This window comes from Clostridium sp. LY3-2, from assembly GCF_024705715.1.
In the GTDB taxonomy this organism is placed as follows: domain Bacteria; phylum Bacillota; class Clostridia; order Clostridiales; family Clostridiaceae; genus Clostridium.
Genome location: NZ_JAMDLQ010000014.1, coordinates 36,733 through 55,456, shown reverse-complemented (window position 1 = coordinate 55,456; position 18,724 = coordinate 36,733). Strand labels below are relative to the sequence as shown.

The 18,724-nt window shown below is 27.2% G+C and carries 21 protein-coding genes; 3 read left to right on the top strand and 18 right to left on the bottom strand.

The features are described 5' to 3' along the window. Positions 1–4 precede the first annotated feature (4 nt). Both M4I33_RS04180 and M4I33_RS04175 read right to left on the bottom strand, forming a co-directional pair. Positions 5–175, bottom strand: coding sequence for a Spo0E family sporulation regulatory protein-aspartic acid phosphatase (locus M4I33_RS04180; RefSeq protein ID WP_257915629.1), 171 nt, complete (start codon positions 173–175; stop codon positions 5–7). 18 nt (positions 176–193) lie between these two features. Beyond that, positions 194–2,164, bottom strand: coding sequence for a GGDEF domain-containing protein (locus tag M4I33_RS04175; protein WP_257915628.1), 1,971 nt, complete (start codon positions 2,162–2,164; stop codon positions 194–196). Positions 2,165–2,485: 321 nt separating this feature from the next. Here M4I33_RS04175 and M4I33_RS04170 point away from each other — a divergent pair, with 321 nt between their 5' ends. Then, positions 2,486–3,619 (top strand): NAD/NADP octopine/nopaline dehydrogenase family protein, encoded by a 1,134-nt coding sequence (locus tag M4I33_RS04170; protein WP_257915627.1) that lies wholly within the window; start codon positions 2,486–2,488, stop codon positions 3,617–3,619. A 48-nt stretch (positions 3,620–3,667) separates the two neighbouring features. Here M4I33_RS04170 and M4I33_RS04165 read toward each other — a convergent pair whose 3' ends face one another. The 4 genes from M4I33_RS04165 to M4I33_RS04150 all read right to left on the bottom strand — a co-directional run bounded on the left by M4I33_RS04165 (position 3,668) and on the right by M4I33_RS04150 (position 7,756). After that, complete coding sequence (locus tag M4I33_RS04165) at positions 3,668–4,501, bottom strand: metallophosphoesterase (RefSeq protein WP_257915626.1); 834 nt, start codon at positions 4,499–4,501, stop codon at positions 3,668–3,670. 33 nt (positions 4,502–4,534) lie between these two features. Beyond that, positions 4,535–5,833, bottom strand: coding sequence for an ATP-binding protein (locus tag M4I33_RS04160; protein WP_257915625.1), 1,299 nt, complete (start codon positions 5,831–5,833; stop codon positions 4,535–4,537). 82 nt (positions 5,834–5,915) lie between these two features. Continuing rightward, entirely contained in the window at positions 5,916–6,557 is a 642-nt protein-coding gene (locus tag M4I33_RS04155; protein ID WP_257915624.1) for a response regulator transcription factor, read from the bottom strand. 83 nt (positions 6,558–6,640) lie between these two features. Then, a complete protein-coding gene (locus tag M4I33_RS04150) occupies positions 6,641–7,756 on the bottom strand; it encodes an NADH:flavin oxidoreductase (RefSeq protein WP_257915623.1) in 1,116 nt (371 codons plus the stop codon). Between the two features lie 145 nt (positions 7,757–7,901). Here M4I33_RS04150 and M4I33_RS04145 point away from each other — a divergent pair, with 145 nt between their 5' ends. Next, positions 7,902–8,234 carry a helix-turn-helix domain-containing protein gene (locus M4I33_RS04145; RefSeq protein WP_257915622.1) on the top strand — a complete coding sequence of 111 codons (333 nt, stop codon included), beginning with the start codon at positions 7,902–7,904 and terminating at the stop codon, positions 8,232–8,234. An 8-nt stretch (positions 8,235–8,242) separates the two neighbouring features. Here the strand turns inward: M4I33_RS04145 and M4I33_RS04140 are convergent, their stop codons facing one another. The 7 genes from M4I33_RS04140 to udp all read right to left on the bottom strand — a co-directional run bounded on the left by M4I33_RS04140 (position 8,243) and on the right by udp (position 13,163). Further along, positions 8,243–8,632, bottom strand: coding sequence for a VOC family protein (locus M4I33_RS04140; RefSeq protein WP_257915621.1), 390 nt, complete (start codon positions 8,630–8,632; stop codon positions 8,243–8,245). 60 nt (positions 8,633–8,692) lie between these two features. Beyond that, the gene (locus tag M4I33_RS04135; protein WP_257915620.1) at positions 8,693–8,959 is read right to left on the bottom strand and encodes a hypothetical protein; all 267 of its coding nucleotides are present in this window, start codon (positions 8,957–8,959) and stop codon (positions 8,693–8,695) included. Next, positions 8,956–9,288: a hypothetical protein gene (locus M4I33_RS04130; RefSeq protein WP_257915619.1), complete on the bottom strand. Its 333-nt coding sequence runs from the start codon at positions 9,286–9,288 to the stop codon at positions 8,956–8,958. Before M4I33_RS04130 ends, M4I33_RS04135 begins: the two co-directional genes overlap by 4 nt. Before the next feature lie 17 nt (positions 9,289–9,305). Then, positions 9,306–10,031 (bottom strand): nitrite reductase, encoded by a 726-nt coding sequence (locus tag M4I33_RS04125; RefSeq protein WP_257915618.1) that lies wholly within the window; start codon positions 10,029–10,031, stop codon positions 9,306–9,308. Between the two features lie 150 nt (positions 10,032–10,181). After that, the gene (locus M4I33_RS16910; protein ID WP_374707688.1) at positions 10,182–10,907 is read right to left on the bottom strand and encodes a metalloregulator ArsR/SmtB family transcription factor; all 726 of its coding nucleotides are present in this window, start codon (positions 10,905–10,907) and stop codon (positions 10,182–10,184) included. Positions 10,908–11,139: 232 nt separating this feature from the next. Then, the gene (locus M4I33_RS04110) at positions 11,140–12,330 is read right to left on the bottom strand and encodes a phosphopentomutase (RefSeq protein WP_257915617.1); all 1,191 of its coding nucleotides are present in this window, start codon (positions 12,328–12,330) and stop codon (positions 11,140–11,142) included. Between the two features lie 47 nt (positions 12,331–12,377). Further along, the gene (udp, locus tag M4I33_RS04105) at positions 12,378–13,163 is read right to left on the bottom strand and encodes a uridine phosphorylase (RefSeq protein WP_257915616.1); all 786 of its coding nucleotides are present in this window, start codon (positions 13,161–13,163) and stop codon (positions 12,378–12,380) included. Positions 13,164–13,401: 238 nt separating this feature from the next. Between udp and M4I33_RS04100 the strand changes: the two genes are divergently transcribed. Then, positions 13,402–14,133 (top strand): GntR family transcriptional regulator, encoded by a 732-nt coding sequence (locus M4I33_RS04100; protein ID WP_257915615.1) that lies wholly within the window; start codon positions 13,402–13,404, stop codon positions 14,131–14,133. 40 nt (positions 14,134–14,173) lie between these two features. Here the strand turns inward: M4I33_RS04100 and M4I33_RS04095 are convergent, their stop codons facing one another. The 5 genes from M4I33_RS04095 to M4I33_RS04075 form a co-directional block, all read right to left on the bottom strand. Then, positions 14,174–15,487: an amidohydrolase gene (locus M4I33_RS04095; RefSeq protein WP_257915614.1), complete on the bottom strand. Its 1,314-nt coding sequence runs from the start codon at positions 15,485–15,487 to the stop codon at positions 14,174–14,176. Positions 15,488–15,580: 93 nt separating this feature from the next. Then, positions 15,581–16,345 carry an EFR1 family ferrodoxin gene (locus tag M4I33_RS04090; RefSeq protein WP_257915612.1) on the bottom strand — a complete coding sequence of 255 codons (765 nt, stop codon included), beginning with the start codon at positions 16,343–16,345 and terminating at the stop codon, positions 15,581–15,583. Positions 16,346–16,414: 69 nt separating this feature from the next. Then, positions 16,415–17,137 (bottom strand): ABC transporter ATP-binding protein, encoded by a 723-nt coding sequence (locus tag M4I33_RS04085; RefSeq protein ID WP_257915611.1) that lies wholly within the window; start codon positions 17,135–17,137, stop codon positions 16,415–16,417. 11 nt (positions 17,138–17,148) lie between these two features. Then, positions 17,149–18,075: a glycine betaine ABC transporter substrate-binding protein gene (locus tag M4I33_RS04080; protein WP_257915610.1), complete on the bottom strand. Its 927-nt coding sequence runs from the start codon at positions 18,073–18,075 to the stop codon at positions 17,149–17,151. Beyond that, positions 18,059–18,721, bottom strand: coding sequence for an ABC transporter permease (locus M4I33_RS04075; RefSeq protein ID WP_257915609.1), 663 nt, complete (start codon positions 18,719–18,721; stop codon positions 18,059–18,061). Before M4I33_RS04075 ends, M4I33_RS04080 begins: the two co-directional genes overlap by 17 nt. Between the last annotated feature and the right edge of the window lie 3 nt (positions 18,722–18,724).

The window sequence follows — 18,724 nt, the reverse complement described above, 5'->3', positions numbered from 1 at the left end:
TTATTTAATTATTTTTATTTTTTATTATAAGTGATTTACATTTTCCTAATTGCTTTTTAACTATAAGTTCGTCGATAAGTTGGCTTAAACGCACTACTTCATCAGTTGTACCGTTTTTTACATATAATTCACCTAAAATATCTTGCAATTCCCTCATAATTTTATCATTGATCATAATTTCCTCCTTAAGTATTTAAAAACTAATTTTATTCCTCCCCGTACTTTTAGACTCATATAATTTCCTATCAGATTCTTTAATTAGATTCTCGCCCTCTTCAAAGGAAGTTATACACCCTTTACTAATCCCCATACTTAAAGTAATTCTGTCACTTATACTTGAAAATTCATGTACAATATTTTTTTCATGCAGTCTTTTATTAAAAATTTCTAAATCTCTTATAACAAAATCAAAATTTCTTTCTGAAATTATTGAAAATTCTTCTCCACCATACCTAAATACTAAGTCTTCTTTAAACACATCCCTTAGTAGATTAGAAACTGTAATAAGAGCTTCATCTCCTTGCATATGCCCGTAATTATCGTTATAGCTTTTAAAAAAGTCAATGTCTAACATAACGAAAACTATGTTTTTTCCTATGTTTTTCTCTAAGATTTGATTTAAATATCTCTTATTATAAGCCCCTGTTAAACCGTCTGTGATATTATCTCTCTCTAATTTCTTATTTGATTTGGATATTTTAACATTTATATTATAAATTGTAAACACCACTGCTATAGCTAAAATAAGTAATATTATTAATCCATATATTTTATATTTATCAATATAAGCTTCTCTCTTTTCTACATATGTGTTTAAATCAGCTATAACGCTATCTGTATCAACTGTAATATTTACTTCATTATATATTTCGTAAATTTCTTTAGAATATTTATACAAATATTCATTATCTTTGTTTAAATAACTTAAAGTTGAAATTTCCCAAACTAAATCGTAATATAAATTAAAGCCACTTTCTTTCTTTTTAATTTCATCTATTATATTTTCATATTTTTTAATTGCTTTTTTATAATCTTTATCTTTAGTATACTGTCTTTTTATTTCTAATTTATCTAATAATAATTTAGTATTTATATGAACCTTATTATTATTTTTCGAATATAATTTTTTTGCCATTTTTAAATGATTATCTGAAACTTCAAAGTTTCCAACTAAAAGATTAGAATCAGAATATAATACATGAAGCCACATAACTTCTCTAACCCTTGCATTTGGGTTTAAACTATTTACAGTTTCTAAAAACTTTTCTTTATATTCTTCACCTTTTTCTAAATTACCAGTTTTTAAATTACAATCTATAAGATAACCATATAATTTAAGCTTGTCTTCTGGGTCTTTAACCATATTTCCATCTATAATAGTTTGTAATAAATTTATAGCTTTTCTATATTGCCTTTTTGTATAATAATTTTCTGAAAGGCTAATTAAGCACTTCCCTAGGTATTCATCATTTTTTGAGTCTAATGCTATTCCAATAGCTCTTTGGTCATAAATCAAAGCTTGATTATAGTCTCCCCTTAATCTATTTAAAGTAGCTAAAAGTAAATATGATTTCATAACCCTTTTATGGTCTTGTATTAAATTTAAAGAATTTTCTAACAATTCTATGCAATCTTTAACGTTATAATCTAAATCAATTCGCTTTGAAACTAGTTCATAATAAGCATCTGATACTTCATTTCCAAGTCCATTACTACGCCCAAGTTCTTCTGCCTTTTTAATATATTTATTTGATTCACGTAGATCTCCTATATATGTATAATTCATAGCTAGTTTTACTAATATATCAAACTCTAACTCTTTATCACTTTCTAGACTATAGCCTTCACTTATTTTTAAAAATTCTATTGATTTTTCATAATTCTCATTTAAATACTCAATAACCCCTAATGAATAATTTGAAAGTTTTGTATTCTTTGCTTTTTTTGAATTACCCTTTTCAATTAAAATCTGTTCTTTAAAACTTTTCAAATCATTCTTTTCTAATTTAAAAACCTTTTCTTCTTTAACTAAATTAATAAACCTAGTTGTGTAAACTCTTCCTTTTTCCTTTTGAAAAATAGAAAAAATAAATATTATCATAAGAATTATTGATATACCATAAATGAAGATTTTTATATTTCTAGTTTTAGTTTCTTTAAGCATTTCAAGCACCTCATTTACTCTCAATTTGTACTTTAATACTAACATCAATCTTGAATTAATATCTTCTTTTGTAATTTATTGCAAAATTCATGTCCTTTTTAATCAAATCTTTAACTTTATTATATTTTTTACAAATAACGTAAAATAATGTTATTTTTTAAGTTATAGTATACTCGTTTTTTCTATCAATTTAAATTAATAAAATTTTATAAAATAAAAGCTTATAATAACAAATTTATAATATAATTTTACTATTAATTCTTTACTAAAAAATTATAAATAAGTAAAATTATTTTAATATCTACGAAAGGATGTGCTTAAATGAAAATAGCAATTATAGGCGCTGGAAACATAGGAACCTATTTAGCTACATATATTTCTTTAAAAGAAAATACTGAAGTTTTTTTGCATACTTCAAAAACTGAAAGTTTTTGTGATGAAATAGAACTTATCGAAGAAGAAAAAAATATTGTATCCAATACTAAATTAAAAAAAGTGTCTTCTAGTTTTAAAGAATGCGTTGAAAATGCAGATTATATCTTAATAACTCACCCTTCTTTTATGGCTGAATCTACAATTAAAGAAATTATTAAATATGCAAAAGAAGGTTCTATTGTCGGTACTATTCCAGGCTTTGGCGGAAAAGAATTTTATATAAAAGACCTTTTAGATAAAGGTATAATCTACTTTGGAACACAAAGAGTTCCATCTATAACTAGATTAAATTCTTACGGCAAATCTGTTACTTTAAAACAAAAAAATAATTTTATGAAGATATCAGTAGTACCAAAGGAATATACAAATAAAGTTTGTAACGATATGACAAACTTTATAGATATACCTTGTTTACCTTTAAAAAGTTATCTATCAATAGCACTTTCACCATCTAATCCTACAATGCACCCTTCAAGGCTTTATGAGTTATTTAAAGATTATAAAGACGGTGTATTTTATGATGAAAATCCATTATTTTATGAAACTTGGGGCTATATCGCCTCTAAAACATTACTAGATTTAGATGATGAACTTAAAAATATTTTTGATAAATTTAATGAATATAATGATTTTTACGAATATGATTTTGAAAAAATAAAAATTAGATATAATATAGAGACTCCAGATGAGCTTTCTAAAAAAATAAATACAGCGCCTGGATTTTTAGGGATTTACTCTCCTATGATAAAGGTTGATGATAAATATATCCCAGACCTAAATTCAAGATATTTTACAGAAGATATAGATTTTGGGCTTTGCATTTTAAAATCCTTTGCTGAAATATTAGAAGTAGATACCCCTACTATAGATAAATTAATTATTTGGGCACAAAACCTTTTTAATAAAGAATTTATTGTAGATGGTAAATTAATTGGAAAAGATGCAAAAAAATTAGTTACACCTATAACTTTAGGCATAACTAATAAAAAAGATTTAATAAGCTTTTATAAAAATTTATAATATGGCCCTAGAATAAAAACATACCTCCGTTTTTATTCTAGGGGATTTTTATATAGTTAAATCAAAACATACTACTTGCGGTACGTTATTAAACCTATATGGTAGTTTAGTATTTCCAAGTCCACTGCTTACATATAATTTAGTATTGAATTTATTTCCTAAATCGTATAAGCCTTTAGTATATTTTTCTGATAAAACATTTTTAACTACAGGTCCATAAAAAGGTAAGTCTATCTGCCCTCCGTGACTATGCCCAGATAATATAAGGTCTACTTTATAATTTAAGAATTTTTCACTTAAATCTGGTTCATGTAATAATAAGATATTTATATCATCTTTATTTATTTTACTCATAGTTAGCCTTGAATTAAAACTACCCATAAGACCATCATCTGCACCTAAAATCCTAATATTTTTACCTTTTACTTTTATTAAATGGGAATCATTTTTTAATAATTCAAAACCTGATTTATTCATTATTCTACTATAATATCTTACGGCGCCTCCCCCGTAATCGTGATTTCCATAAATAGCGTATTTTCCGTATTTACTATTTATTTTAGTTAAAACTTTAGATACTTTATCTATATCTTTATATTTAGCTGCATTATCTATTAAATCACCTGTAAAAACAACTATATCAGGATTTAATTTATTTATTTTTTCTACTGCTTTTTCTAAATTTTCTAAGGTATAAAACTCACCTAATTGAGTGTCTGTAAACTGAACTACTCTAAGCTTTTCTGATCCTTTATCATTAAAATCTAAACTAATCTTTTTTACTGTAAGTAATTCTCTTTCTATGTATTTTGTATAGATAAAAAGAGAAACTGGAATAATTATAAATATTATAAATATAATTATTGGAAATTTCTTTTTCATAGTATCACCTTTTCTTTAGTCTTTAGTGATACTTTATATTTTCTTTGTTACACCATTGTTACATATATCAAAATAAACAATAAATTCTATATTATTATCTTTTGAAATAATTTCAAGGCTAAACCTGTGTGCTTTGCAGATATTATTAACTATAGTAAGTCCAAGCCCCGTTCCTGAAAGTTCTTTATTTCTAGATTTATTTAATACATAAAATGGCTTTATTAAATCATCTGTATTTGAAATTTCGTATTTGTTCCCATTTTTTATTTTTAAATACTTTTCATCTTTATTTAAATAGATATCAATTTTATTATTATCTGTATATTTTATCCCATTAGATAAAAGGTTTGATATTAATAGATTAATTAAAGACTTATCTCCCTTTATATTTAAACTTTCTAAATTTTTATAAATCTCTATATTATTATCTTTAATTAATGCACTGTATTTATTTAAAGTTTCTAATATGATTTCTTTTAAATTTAAATCTTCAAAATCTAAATCTTTAGTTTCTGTTTTAGCCCAAACTAAAAGCTCGCTTACAAGGTTATTTAAATCATCAACCTCTTCTTCTATAGTATCTAGATAAGTCCCATCATCAAGTCCGTCTTTTATTCCTCTACTGTAAATTTTAATTAAAGATAATGGAGTTTTAAATTCGTGAGAAATACCTGAAATTACTCCTTTTAACATCTCGTTTTTATAGTTTATTTTCTTATTTGCACTTTCTAGGTTTTCACTCATAGTATTTATAGCTATAGATAATTCTTCTATTTCATCACCTGTTTTAATCTCTTCTTTTCTAAAGTTTAAATTAGATATATCTTTAGCTAAATCTTTTAGGTTTTCTAAAGGTTTTACAAGCCTTTTTGAGAAGAAGTAAATTAAAATAGTTATTATTATAATAGATAATATAAGTAATATAATATTAAATTTATTTACTATCCCTAAAGTTTCATTTACAAATTCCATAGGAACTCCAATTACAAATATATAATCTTCTTTTATAAATACACTTGCAAATACTTTATATTTTGATTCGTTTTGATAATATATTTTATTTACTTTGCTATCTTTAGACTTTAAAAGGGTATCTTCTGTTATCCAAAACTTATTTAACTTTATTCCCTTATTGAAAAATTGATCTTTAATCTTTTCATTTATATCATCAATGTTTTTACTATGCTTAGTGTATGCTATTTTAACTCCGTATTTATCTTCTAAAAACTTTATATCATCTACAGTTTCCTTTAGAGTAAGCTTTGATATATTTTCATATACTTTATTTATAACTTTACTTTTTTCATATATGTAATATTTAGAAACAAACATAGTATTAATTAGAGATGAGAATCCTAAAACAAAAATAATTACTAAAGATACAACTAAAGATATCTTTTTATTTATCTTAATTTTAATCCACCTCCAAAGAATAACCGATTCCTCTATATGTCTTAATTAAGTCTTCGTATGTCTTGCTTCTAAGCCTTCTTATGTGAGTATCTACAGTTCTATAATCACCTTCGTACCCTATTCCCCAAACTATCTCAATAATCTTATCTCTTGATAAAATTATTCCTTTGTTTTTTATAAACATATTAAGTAAATCATATTCTATTTTAGTTAGTTTTAATACTTCGCCTCCTTTATAGGCTTTCATTTCTTCAGTATTTATAACTATATCTTTTACTTCTAACTTTTCTTTTTCATTTAATAGCTTTTTAGCTCTTAAAATTAAAATCCTAGGGTCAAATGGTTTTTTTATATATTCATCAGCACCTGAATTTAATGCTTTAAATTCGTCATCTAAATCATCTTTTGCAGTTAGCATTAAAACCTTTGTGCTACTATTTTCTTTTATATATTTACATACTTCTATCCCATCAATTTTAGGCATCATCCAATCTAAAATAGCTAAACTTATGTTAAATTCAAAAAATTTATCTAAAGCTTCTTGTCCGTCATATGCTTCAATTACATTAAATCCTTCATTTTTAAAGTATGCTTTTAAAATTTTAACCATTTTTTCTTCATCATCAGCTATAAGGATATTCATATTGCACCTCCAAATTCTATATCATAAATAATAACACAAATATATAAAGGGATGTTTACTAGAAAATTAAACATCCCTTTATATTATAATCTTTTTGCACCGTTTAATATGCATCTTTTACCGTAGGTACTATAACACCCGTTACAAGATACGCATCTTGGTTCTTTTAAGTTTCCGCTTTCCCAAATATTAATTAAATTAGGCTCGCAAGTTAAAGGTCTAGACATACTAAAATATTCTATGTTTGAATTATTTAATATATCTTCCATAACATCTAAATGCCTGTTTCCTCCAATTAAAATTACTTTCGTATCTACTTCTTTACTTAATCTAATTGCATAATCTTTAAAGTATGATTCATTATCTTTTGATAATTTAACCTTAGTTCTAGCTGCCCCTAAATTATTTTTAGCTACCTCTGTTATAGATTCATTTCCTCCTGTAACTTCAATTGCATCAATTCCAAGTCTACTTAGCTTTTTAGCGACGTATAAACTGTCTTCTATAGTTAAACCACCTTCTTTTACGTAATCAGAAGAATTTAATTTTATTAAAACTCTAAAGTCGTCTCCTACCTTTTTTCTTATACTTTCATAAACCTCAAATATTATTCTACCTCTATTTTCTATAGAACCACCGTACTCATCCTCTCTCTTATTATAATAAGGAGATAAGAATTGACTTAATAAATATCCGTGCCCTGCGTGTATTTCAACTCCATCAAATCCTGATTTTTTAACTCTAAGTGCAGCTTCAGAAAATGCATTAACTATATATTTTATATCTTCTTTAGTCATTTCTTTTGCAAAAGTTTTTGTTTGTTCGTTTTGAATGCTTGAAGGGCCAAATATAACTCTATCTTCTGTATTAAAATTTGTCATAAATCCGCCGTAAACTATTTGCATTATTATATTAGAGCCTAAACTGTGAATTCTATCTGTGAATTTTTTATATTCTTCTATAAATGAATCATTATATATTCCCATCATCCTAGGATTTGGCTGTTCTTCTTCTGTTATAAATGCATATCCTGTAATGATAGTTGAAACTCCACCTTTTGCAAGTTCTTCATATACATTTATAAGTTCATCTGTTAAATGCCCTTTGCTATCTGCAAGTTCTTCCCACAAAGCACCCCTTATAAATCTATTTTTCATACTCATTCCATTTAAACTTGTTTTATCAAATAAACTTTTCATATTATCTATCTCCTTAAAAATTCTTATGTGTTTAGTATAGTTCTATTAATAGATTTATATAAGTACGCACTTTTTAGTAACCATATAATTTTAATTTTTTTCTGTTATTATATAATATAAGAAAAGATTTTTAGGAGATATTTTTATGATAAATTATAAAGATAAAAGTTATGTTTGTTTATTAGATTTAGCTATGGAACTTATACGCGGCAAATGGAAAGCTGTTATTTTATGCCACCTAGATAACGGTGAAAAAAGATTTTTAGAACTTCAAAGAATAACACCATCTATAAGCCACAAGGTTTTAACAGAAAAGTTAAAAGAACTTGAAGAAGATGATTTAATAGAAAAGATTGATTACCTAGAAAATCCTCCAAGGGTAGAATATTTACTAACTCCTAAAGGAAAAGATTTAGCTAAAGTATTACACTCTTTAGAGGATTGGTCAAAAAAGTATTTCAGTAAAATAAAAGAATAAGGCTATCCTTATTCTTTTATTTCATATAACTCTAAAGGTAATCCGTCTGGATCGCTAAAGAAAGTGAATTTTTTTCCTGTAAACTCATCAATCCTTATATCTTCTACAGCTATATCATTATTTTTTAAAAATTCAACTTCTCTTTCTATATCAGAAACTTCAAATGCTAAATGTCTAAGGCCTAAAGCTTCAGGGTAGCTAGGTCTTTTCGGTGAATCTTTAAAAGAAAATAATTCTATTTTATTATCATAAAGTTCTAAATCTAGCTTATAAGATTCCCTTTCTTTTCTATAAGCTTCGTGAACTATTTTAAATCCTAATATATTTACATAAAAGTCTTTAGACCTTTCATAATCTTTGCAAATTATAGCTATGTGATGTATTTTTTTAATTCTCATATATGTACCTCTTTTTAAAATAATATAATTATTATAACAAAAATAGCCTAGAAAAAATATCTAGACTATTTTATACCAAAGCTTATTGCTTCTTGGAAATTCTATTTTTTGAATATCTTTTAAATACTTTTTTACTTCTTTATAATCTAAGTTTTCAAAAGTCGTATCTCTAAAACCTTTTTCTACAATAGTAAAGCCTTCTTTAAGTTTAATTATTTCAACCTTTCTATCTTTTTTAAAAGTTTTAAATTGAACCTTAGAGTTTTCACTAATCCTTTTTAATGAAGTCATAGCTACATTTATAAATTCTAAATTACTAACCATCATTTAGATACACCTCTTGACTTACTTAACTCTTTTAAAAACTCATTTTTAATTAAAACATTAGATATAAAAAATATAGCTATCTCATCTTCATCATAGATATATGCTACTCTCCAAGCTAAAAATTTATTATATATTAATTTAAATTCAAATATAGTTTTCCCAAAGAATTTTAGTCCTCTACAAGTTTTAATCTTGTAGGGCTTTTCTTCTATAAGTTTTATAGTATCATTTTTTATTTTATCTCTTATAAAATTTTCATATTCTTTATTTTTATTAAAAAATTTATCTAATTCTTTAGTTTCTTTTATAACTACTTCTTTATATTTCATCTTTAACACATCTCTTTTTATATTTCATCTTTAAATTTTTTAATTATCTCATCTTCTACCTTGTTTTCCCCAAGTCTTTCTATAACTTCTGCAAATCTTTCTTTTTTTATAGCATTTTCATTGAAAAACTCTATAGTTTTATCTAAAAGTCTAATTAAATCTTCCTCTTTAAACTTCTTTTTCATAGGGCTAGCTTTTCTAGACTTCCTTCCAGCTCTTCCCCCTAAAAATACTAAAAAGTCCATTTCGTTCATAGCTATATTAAACTTTGGAATCACAGCAAAATCATTGCTTTGAGCTTTCCCGTAACTATTCATACAACCAAATATACCTATCTTAAATTTAGATGGGACTTCTCTTCCTAAAAACTCATCTTCTATTTCTTTAGAAAGCTTTCTAGTATCTATCATTCCATGCTTACAAACAGTCCCCTTACAAGAAACTATTGCACGAACTGTATTACCTGCACCACCAATTCTTAAATTTTCTTCTTTTGCTCTATCTATAACTTTATTTATATTTTCTTCTTTTATAAACGGAATCTCTATAGTTAATCTACTAGTTAAGCTTATTTCACCTTTTCCAAAGTCTTTTGCTATCTTAGCTAAAGCTTCTATTTGCTCTGCTTTAAAATAGCCAACATCACTTAAAAATCTGACTGAATAATACTCTTCTTGTTTTTGATTAATAATTCCAATCTTTTTTAAATTTGCTTTTTCTTCACTTGTTAGTTTGTTACCCATTTTAAAATCTCCCTATAATTAACTTTAATTTAATTATATACCTAATCCGCTTATAAATAATATATATTGTTTTTATAATAATAATAAGCTTTTACTTATAAATAAAAAAAATCCTAAAAGTTATATATAACTTTTAGGATTTTTTTAAATTTAATGAGTGCAGTTATGACTACAAGTATGAGTACTTGAAAACTCTTGTAACTCGTTTAATTCTAAAGCTTTAATATTTGATTCAATATCACCTGATACTGCTTTATAAACCTTTATTCCCATTGAATTTAATTTAGTTATAGCACCAGCACCAATACCACCTACTATAACAGCATCTATATCTTCTCCGCCTAAGGCTTTCATAGGTTGACACTTTCCGTGTTCATGACCTAAATCTCCATTATTAATAGTTCTAACCTCTTTCTTTTCTAAATCACAAATTACAAAAAGAGGTGCAGTACCAAAGTGTCCATAAGGCATACTGCTCATTCCTTCATTTTCTTTAACTGGAAAACATACTCTCACAATAATTTCCTCCTCTATTTTATTATTTAAACATTTAATATGTTTACAATCACTAATACATAATTTACTAACTGATTCTTTTTTGTGCTTTTTATCTAAATTAACTATGCTACGAATCATATTTGATGCTTTCTCTAAAACGTCTATATTTAAATCATAGATAATATGATATCCGATTTTATATCCTACTATTAAATTAGATTCTTTTAAAACTTTAATATGCTGGGATACCGCAGATTCAGTTAGTTTCACTTCTCTTGCAATGCCTTTTGCGCACATGCTCTTTTTTGAAATTAGGAGCAAAATCTTAACCCTAGTTTCATCACTTAGCGCTTTAAAAACTTTAATTTCTTCTATCATAGCCCCTCCAGATTTAATTAAGTAATTACTTAATTAAATTATACTACTACAATTTACCTTTTTCAATAAAAATAAAAACGAGCCAAAATGGCTCGCTCTTAAAAAACTACAATTATTTATCTTTCGTTCTAATTAAATCTTATCTTTTGTTTCTTTAAATTCATCCTTTGTTTTTAGTTATTTTATCTTTTGTGTATTTTAAATTTTTCTTTAGTTATTTATCTTAATGTAATTATTTAAGCTTTTCTAATACTGATGAACCTATAGTTCCTTTTGGCATTTGAACTTCGAAGTTATCAGCGATTGTTGCACCTATATCTGCAAATGTTTTTCTTTCTTCTAATTCACCTGAATCTTTCATTGAAGGTGAGTAAGCTAAGAAAGGTACTCTTTCACGAGTGTGGTCTGATCCTTTATAAGTAGGGTCATTACCGTGGTCTGCTGTTATTATTAATAAATCATCATCATTTAGTTTTTCTAATACTTTACCTAAGTTAACGTCGAATTTTTCTAATTCTTCAGCATATCCTTTAGGGTTTCTTCTGTGTCCCCATAAAGCATCAAAATCAACTAGATTTACAAAGCAAAGACCTTCAAAGTCTCTATCCATAATTTCTAAAGTTTGTTCCATACCATGAACTGAACTTTTTGATTTATTTCCTTCTGTTATTCCTTCTGAATCAAATATATCTTTGATTTTACCTACTGAAATAACTTCAAGACCTTTATCTTTTAAAGCGTTTAAAGCTGTTTCTCCGTATGGTTTAAGAGCGTAATCGTGTCTGTTACTAGTACGTTTAAACTCACCTTTTTTGTTTCCAAGGTAAGGCCTTGCTATAATTCTACCAACTTTCCATTCATCTTTTAAAGTTAGTTCTCTTGCTATCTCGCAGCATCTATATAATTCATCTAATCCAAAAGTTTCTTCGTGTCCACATATTTGTAAAACTGAGTCTGCAGAAGTATAAACTATCATATCTCCAGTTTTCATTTGGTGCTCACCAAGTTCATCTAAGATCTCTGTTCCACTTGCACTTTTATTTCCAACTATTTTATGACCAGTTCTAGCTTCTAATTCATCTAATAATTCTTTTGGAAACCCTGTGTCAGTAAATGTTTTAAAAGGTTTAGTTATATGAAGGCCCATCATCTCCCAGTGACCTGTCATAGTATCTTTACCTACACTAGCTTCGTTTAATTTAGTTCTGTATCCAATAGGTTTTTTTACAGAGTCTACGTGCTTAACTTTGTGTAAGTTTCCAATCCCCATCTTTTGAAGGTTTGGGATATTAAAACTATCAACTGATTCTGAAATATGTCCTAAAGTATCTACATTTATATCTCCATATTCTTCTGAATCGTTCATTGCACCTACTCCTAAAGAGTCAATAACGATTGTAAAAATTCTTTTATATTTTTTCATAATGTTACTCCTTATAGTCTTTAAAAATATATCTTACTAATGATATATTATATTACACCATTTGCTTTGTCTAATTTGATTAGGTTTCTTATTCCTTCAATACCTACTTTTATTGCACTTTCAGTATCGTGAACTTGAGCGTTTTCCATTCCTCTTTTTTCTCTTTCTTGGTTTGCAACAACTAAGAATGCTGCACCAACTCTAACTCTTAAGTAGCTTCCTACTATAAATAAAGCAGCACCTTCCATCTCTGAAGCTAAGCATCCCATTTTGCACCAAGCATCCCATTTGTTTTGAAGTTCATAACTTACTGGTTTAGTTTCTGGTGAATGTTGTCCATAAAATGAATCTTTTGCTTGAACTACACCTGCGTGATAAGGTAGTTTTAATTCTTTAGCTCCTTCTACAAGAGCGTTTATAACATCTAAGTTTGCAACTGCTGGGAATTCTATAGGAGCGTACTCTCTTGAAGTTCCTTCTGCTCTTATAGCACCTGTAGCTACTACTATATCTCCACCTTTAACGTCTAAGTCCATTCCACCACAAGTACCTACTCTGATGAAAGTATCAGCTCCACATTTAACTAATTCTTCTAAAGCTATTGCAGCTGAAGGACCACCGATACCAGTTGAAGTAACACTTACTTTTACTCCATCTAAATATCCAGTATAAGTTACATATTCTCTCTTATCTGCAACTAACTCTGCATTATCTAAGTATTTAGCTATTTTTTCGCATCTTTTAGGATCTCCAGGCATGATAACATATTTACCAACCTCTCCTTTTGCTACATCTATGTGATATTCTTTTGCTGAACCTTGTGAATAAATCATTTTATTTCCTCCTAATCTCTCGTTAAAAATTAATTGTACAACCACAACTTGTCTGCTTAGTTGTATGTTCTTTATGAATATATAATATCATACTTTTATCTTATTATCAAACGTTTACATATAATTTTTTATAAATTTATTTGTATTTATTAGAAAATCTCTTATAATTTAAATGTAGAGTTGTACTATTTAAAGCATAACTTGTCTACAACTTGTCTACTTTAGAAAGGTGATTAATATGGATACACTTATACCAAATAAAAGCAAAGAGCTTTTATATGTAACAGTTTATGATAAATTATTTAAAATGATAACTGAAGGAACTTTCCCTAAAAATTCAAGGCTTCCATCAGAACCTGATTTAGCTAAAAGGCTTGGGGTTAGTCGTAGTACCCTTCGTCAATCTTTAGCTCTTCTTCAAGATGATGGACTTATAAAAAACATACGAGGAAAAGGGAACTTCATCACAAATGATAATTTTAAAAGTTCAAATGGATTAGAAAAGTTTGGACATCCAGTTTATAAATGTTTAAATGAAGAACCAGATGATTTAGAGATGGAATTTAAAATTGATCCTCCTTCTGATTATTATTTAAAGGTTTTAAATAGCGCTTCTGTAGCTACAGTTTGCATAGATAGATGGTATTTAAAAAATAAATCTTCTCTTGCGTATTCCTATACGATAATACCTATAGAAGAAATTTCTAAATTAAACTTAAATTTAAATGACAAAGAAGAATTTAAGAAATTTATAGAAGAAGATATCTATAACGATTGTACTAAGATAGAAATAAAAATAAAAATATCTAAGTCTGGAAATTTTGTAACAAAGAATCATCCTATAGCAGGTGAAGATACTTTTTATTTATTAGAAGAATCTATTTATAAGTCTTCAAATTCTCCTATAATACTAAATAAACATTACTTACCAGTAAAAACTAGTACAATTAAAATCAATCCTACTAGATAGATTTTAAAAGGGATATTAAAAATTTAATATCCCTTAATTTTTAACTTATTTTTTTGTAGTTTTTAGATAATTCATCTACTATGTTTAAATATGTTTTTATTGCTTTAAACATATCTTCTTCATTAAAATCAAATCTTACAGAGTGATGCTCTCCTTTTAATTCTGTTCCAAACATCATATAAAGAGCTTTTCCTCCGTTATCTTGAACTCTTTTCATCATATAACAGATATCTTCACTAGCACCAAAGCTTGCTTTTTTTATAACTTTATCGAACTCTTTCATGTTTTTTGCAATATTTACTGCAAAATCTATAAGTTCTTTATCACTATCTGCATTAATAGATTTTCCTACACATTTTATTTCAACATCAGTGTCATGCATCATTGCAGATGATTCTAGTATCCTGTTTGCGTAATCTTCCATATATTTGTTAAGTTCAGTTGTTTCACCTCTAGTTTCTATTTCCATAAAAGCTCGTCCAGGGACTACATTTCTTCCGCTTCCAGCTACAAGTTTACCTACGTTTATTCTAGTTACGCCCTCACTATTTCTAGGGATAGCATCTAAATTCAATACTGCTGTAGATGCAGAAAGTAAGGCGTTATGCCCTTTTTCAGGTGCAACTCCAGCGTGAGCTGACTTCCCTTTAAATTCAGCGTTGATTTTTGAAGTTGCAAAGAATCCGTCTGTTCCACAGATAATTTCTCCAGACTTTCTAGCTTTTATTCCTATATGTCCACTAACAATATAATCTACATCATCTAAAACCCCGGATTCTGCTATAGACCTTGCACCGCTAACCCCTTCTTCTGCTGCTTGAAAAATGATTTTTATAGTTCCTTTAAAATTTTTAAACCTTGAAATTATTTCTGAAACTCCAAGCCCTATAGAGATATGACCATCGTGACCACAGCCGTGCATTATTCCTTTATTAACTGAAGAAAATCCAAATTTAAAAGGCTTATGATCTTCTTCTTCACATTCGTTATTTTTAACAGCATCTATATCGAATCTTAAAGCTATAGTTGGGCCTTCTCCATTTTTTAAAATCCCACAAACTGCAGTGAATCCGCCTTTCATTTTTTCCATAAATTCTGGTATTCCACCTTGTTCTAATGCCCTTTTATAATTTTGTTTAAGTTCTTTTTTTGAAGGTAAATTCATTCTGTATTTTTCATTTATTATATCTTTTCCATATAAAACTTGAAAACCTAATTCTTTTAATCTTTTAATAATTAAAGATGCAGTTCTAAATTCTCCCCAAGCAGCTTCAGGGTATTTATGAAAATCTCTTCTAAAATTAATAATCTCCTCTTTAATACCTTCTAGTGCCTTGTCTACGTTCGTATCCATATTCTTTTGTTTCCTCCAAAAGTCCTTAATTGGCCTTATTTATATCTATATTTTACCACTCTTTTTTTCTTCTATTCCTATTTAAACTTATTACTAATTTAAATAATATTCTATCTCTCTTCTTTTTAAGTAATTGGCCTCAAGATATTCTTTTATCTTAGAGTCATCAAAATCTCTAGCGTGACTTTTGCAAACTTTAACGCATCTCATACAATTTATACAAAGAGATTTATCGATCTCTCTATTTTCACTTATTGCTGAAACTGGGCAAAGCTTAATACAAACTTTGCAATTATTGCATTTATCTTCTTTGAAGCTTTTTAAAATATTACTTCCTGGTTTTTCTTTTAAAGTTTCTATATCCCTGTTTCCTGGGAGATTAACTTCACTTAAATCATTATTTTCTAATTTTTTTAATATTTTATCTCTAAATTCTAAAATAATTTTTGAGTCTTCAATGTCTGGCCTGTTTGCACCTAACTTTTTAGAATATATATGAGGAATTATAGGTGCTATCCCTCCAATTACTTTAAATCCTCTTTTAGATAGTATAGTTTTTAATTGAATTAAAGCATCATCATAATGCCTATTTCCGTAAGTTGCCATAACTATCAAAGGAGTATTATCTCCTTTTAAATTAGAAAATAAATCTGTAACCATAGGAATTCTTCCAGCATAAACTGGCGCTGCTACAACTACTAAATCACCCTTTTTAAAAACATAGTCTTTCTCTCTATTATCTTTAACTGTTAAGTCAATTTCTGTATAATTTTCATCTATGTTTTTAAGAAGAACATCTAAAGCTTTTTTAGTTCCTCCTGTAGGACTAAAAAACACACCATAACTTTCTATTTTCATAAATAAATCACATCCCCTTAATTCTTTTTTAATTAATTATATCATTAAAAATCCCCTAGAAATTTCTTTCTAGGAGATTAATTCTTTTACAAATTCATTTTTAGGATTATTTTTTATATCAGAGCTAGTCCCACTTTGAACTATTTTACCTTCATTCATAACAATAACTCTAGTTCCAAGCTTTAGAGCCTCTTTTATATCGTGAGTTACAAAAATAATAGTTACATCTAACTCTTTATAAATATTTAAAATCTCTTCTTGAAGCATTTTTCTAGTTATTTCATCTACAGCCCCAAAAGGTTCATCCATCAAAAGTATTTTAGGCTTTGAAGCTAAAGCTCTAGCTATCCCGACTCTTTGCCTTTGTCCTCCTGATAATTCGTTTGGATACTTTTTTAACATTTCCTTTTTAAGTCCTACTTTTTCTATAAGTTCTAAACTTCTTAAAGACATAACCTTTTTATCTTCTTTTTTTAAGTTTAGAACATACTCTATATTCTTTTTAATACTCATATGAGGAAAAAGTCCTATCCCTTGTATTACATACCCTATATTTCTTCTTAAATTAATTTTATCTATAGTTTTTATATTTTCACCGCACACAAAAATTTCTCCACCATTAGACTCTAAAAGTCCGTTTATAAGCTTTAAGACTGTCGTCTTACCTGAACCCGATGTGCCTATTATAGTTAAAAACTCTCCGTATTTTATATCTAAATTAAAATTTTCTAATACTTTTTCATCTCCATAGAATTTATTTATATTTTTAAAACTAACAATATTTTCGCACATTTTTAATACCTTTAATCCTTTTTAATAAGTCCCTTTTCCTTTAAAAAGTTAATTGCAATTTCTTTTTCATCTTTTCCATTTGATTCAACTTCATTATTAAGCTTAGACATTTCTTCCTCTGTTATGATGTTATTCATTTTTAATAAGACACCTTCTAGATCTTTATATTTTTTTAAAGTATCTTCACGAACTACAGTCCCTGAGTAGTATGTTTGATAAAAATTCTTATCATCTTTTAAAACAACTATATCAGATGTAGAAAGCTGTCCATCTGTTGTAAATATATTCATTACATCTATCTCTTTTGAATTTATAGCTTTATGTTTTAGCCCTATATCTAAATCTACTGCTTCTTTAAATTTGAAGTTATATTTTTTGCATAAAGCATCATAACCGTCATCTCTTTCATAAAAATCATATTCTGCACCGAATTTTAGATCTTTTGAATACTTTTGTAAATCAGAATAAGTTTTTAAATTATATTTTTTTGCTATATCTTTTCTTACAGCTAAGCCAAATGTATTATTAAATCCATAAAGTCCAACCCACTTTAATTTATAATTTTCCATATATTTTTTATTTAAATCTTCAAAAAGTGTCTTATCGTCTGGTATATGTTTTTCTTTTAAAACAAAGCTCCATCCAGTTCCTGTATATTCAGGATACATATCAAACTCACCCTTTACTATAGCCGGGTGGATGTTACTAGTTCCCCCTCCGATTCCTTTAGTTATCTCAACATTAAGATTTGTATTTTCTTCTATTAAAGCTTTAAGCATTTCACTTAATATAAATTGTTCTGTCATAGGTTTTGTTGCAATCTTTATAGTTCCTCCACTTTTTTCTTCTACTTTTTTTGAATCATTATTACATGAAATAAAAGTAAAAGGTATTCCTATAGTTAAAGCTAAAAGTGCTATTTTAATAAACTTTTTCATTATTTAACCTCCATTTTCTATTAATAATTTTCCATATTCCCCCTGCTAAAAAATCTCCTAAAAGAGCTAGTAATGCTATAAGCAAACTACCAACTAAAGTCATAGCAGCATTGTTTGTAGTAATTCCCCTATATATAGCTACTCCAAGGCCTCCGGCCCCTATAAATGATGCTATACCTGAAAGTGCTATTGTCATAACTATCATATTTTTAAACCCTGAAAGTATTATTCCTGTTGCAAGAGGCAATTTAATCTTAAATAGTATCTCTGACCTTTTACTTCCCATCCCCTTTGCAGCTTCAATAATTGAACTATCTATACTCTCTATTCCTGTATATGTATTTCTAATCATAGGCAAAAGCCCATATACAGTTAAAGCTATTATTGCTGTCTTGTTACCTATTCCAGATAGGGGTATTAAAAATCCAAGTAACGATATTGATGGTATTGTGTAGATAAAATTTGTAATGCTAATTACTATTTTTGAGGATTTTTTATATTCACTAATTAAAACTCCTAAAGTTATTCCTATAACTCCAGCTAAAAGTATAGCTATACAAGATATTTTTAAATGCTCTATAGTTAGTTTTAAGAAAAAATCCCACCTATCTATAAGTAAATTAAACGCTTCTCTTATATAAATCACCTT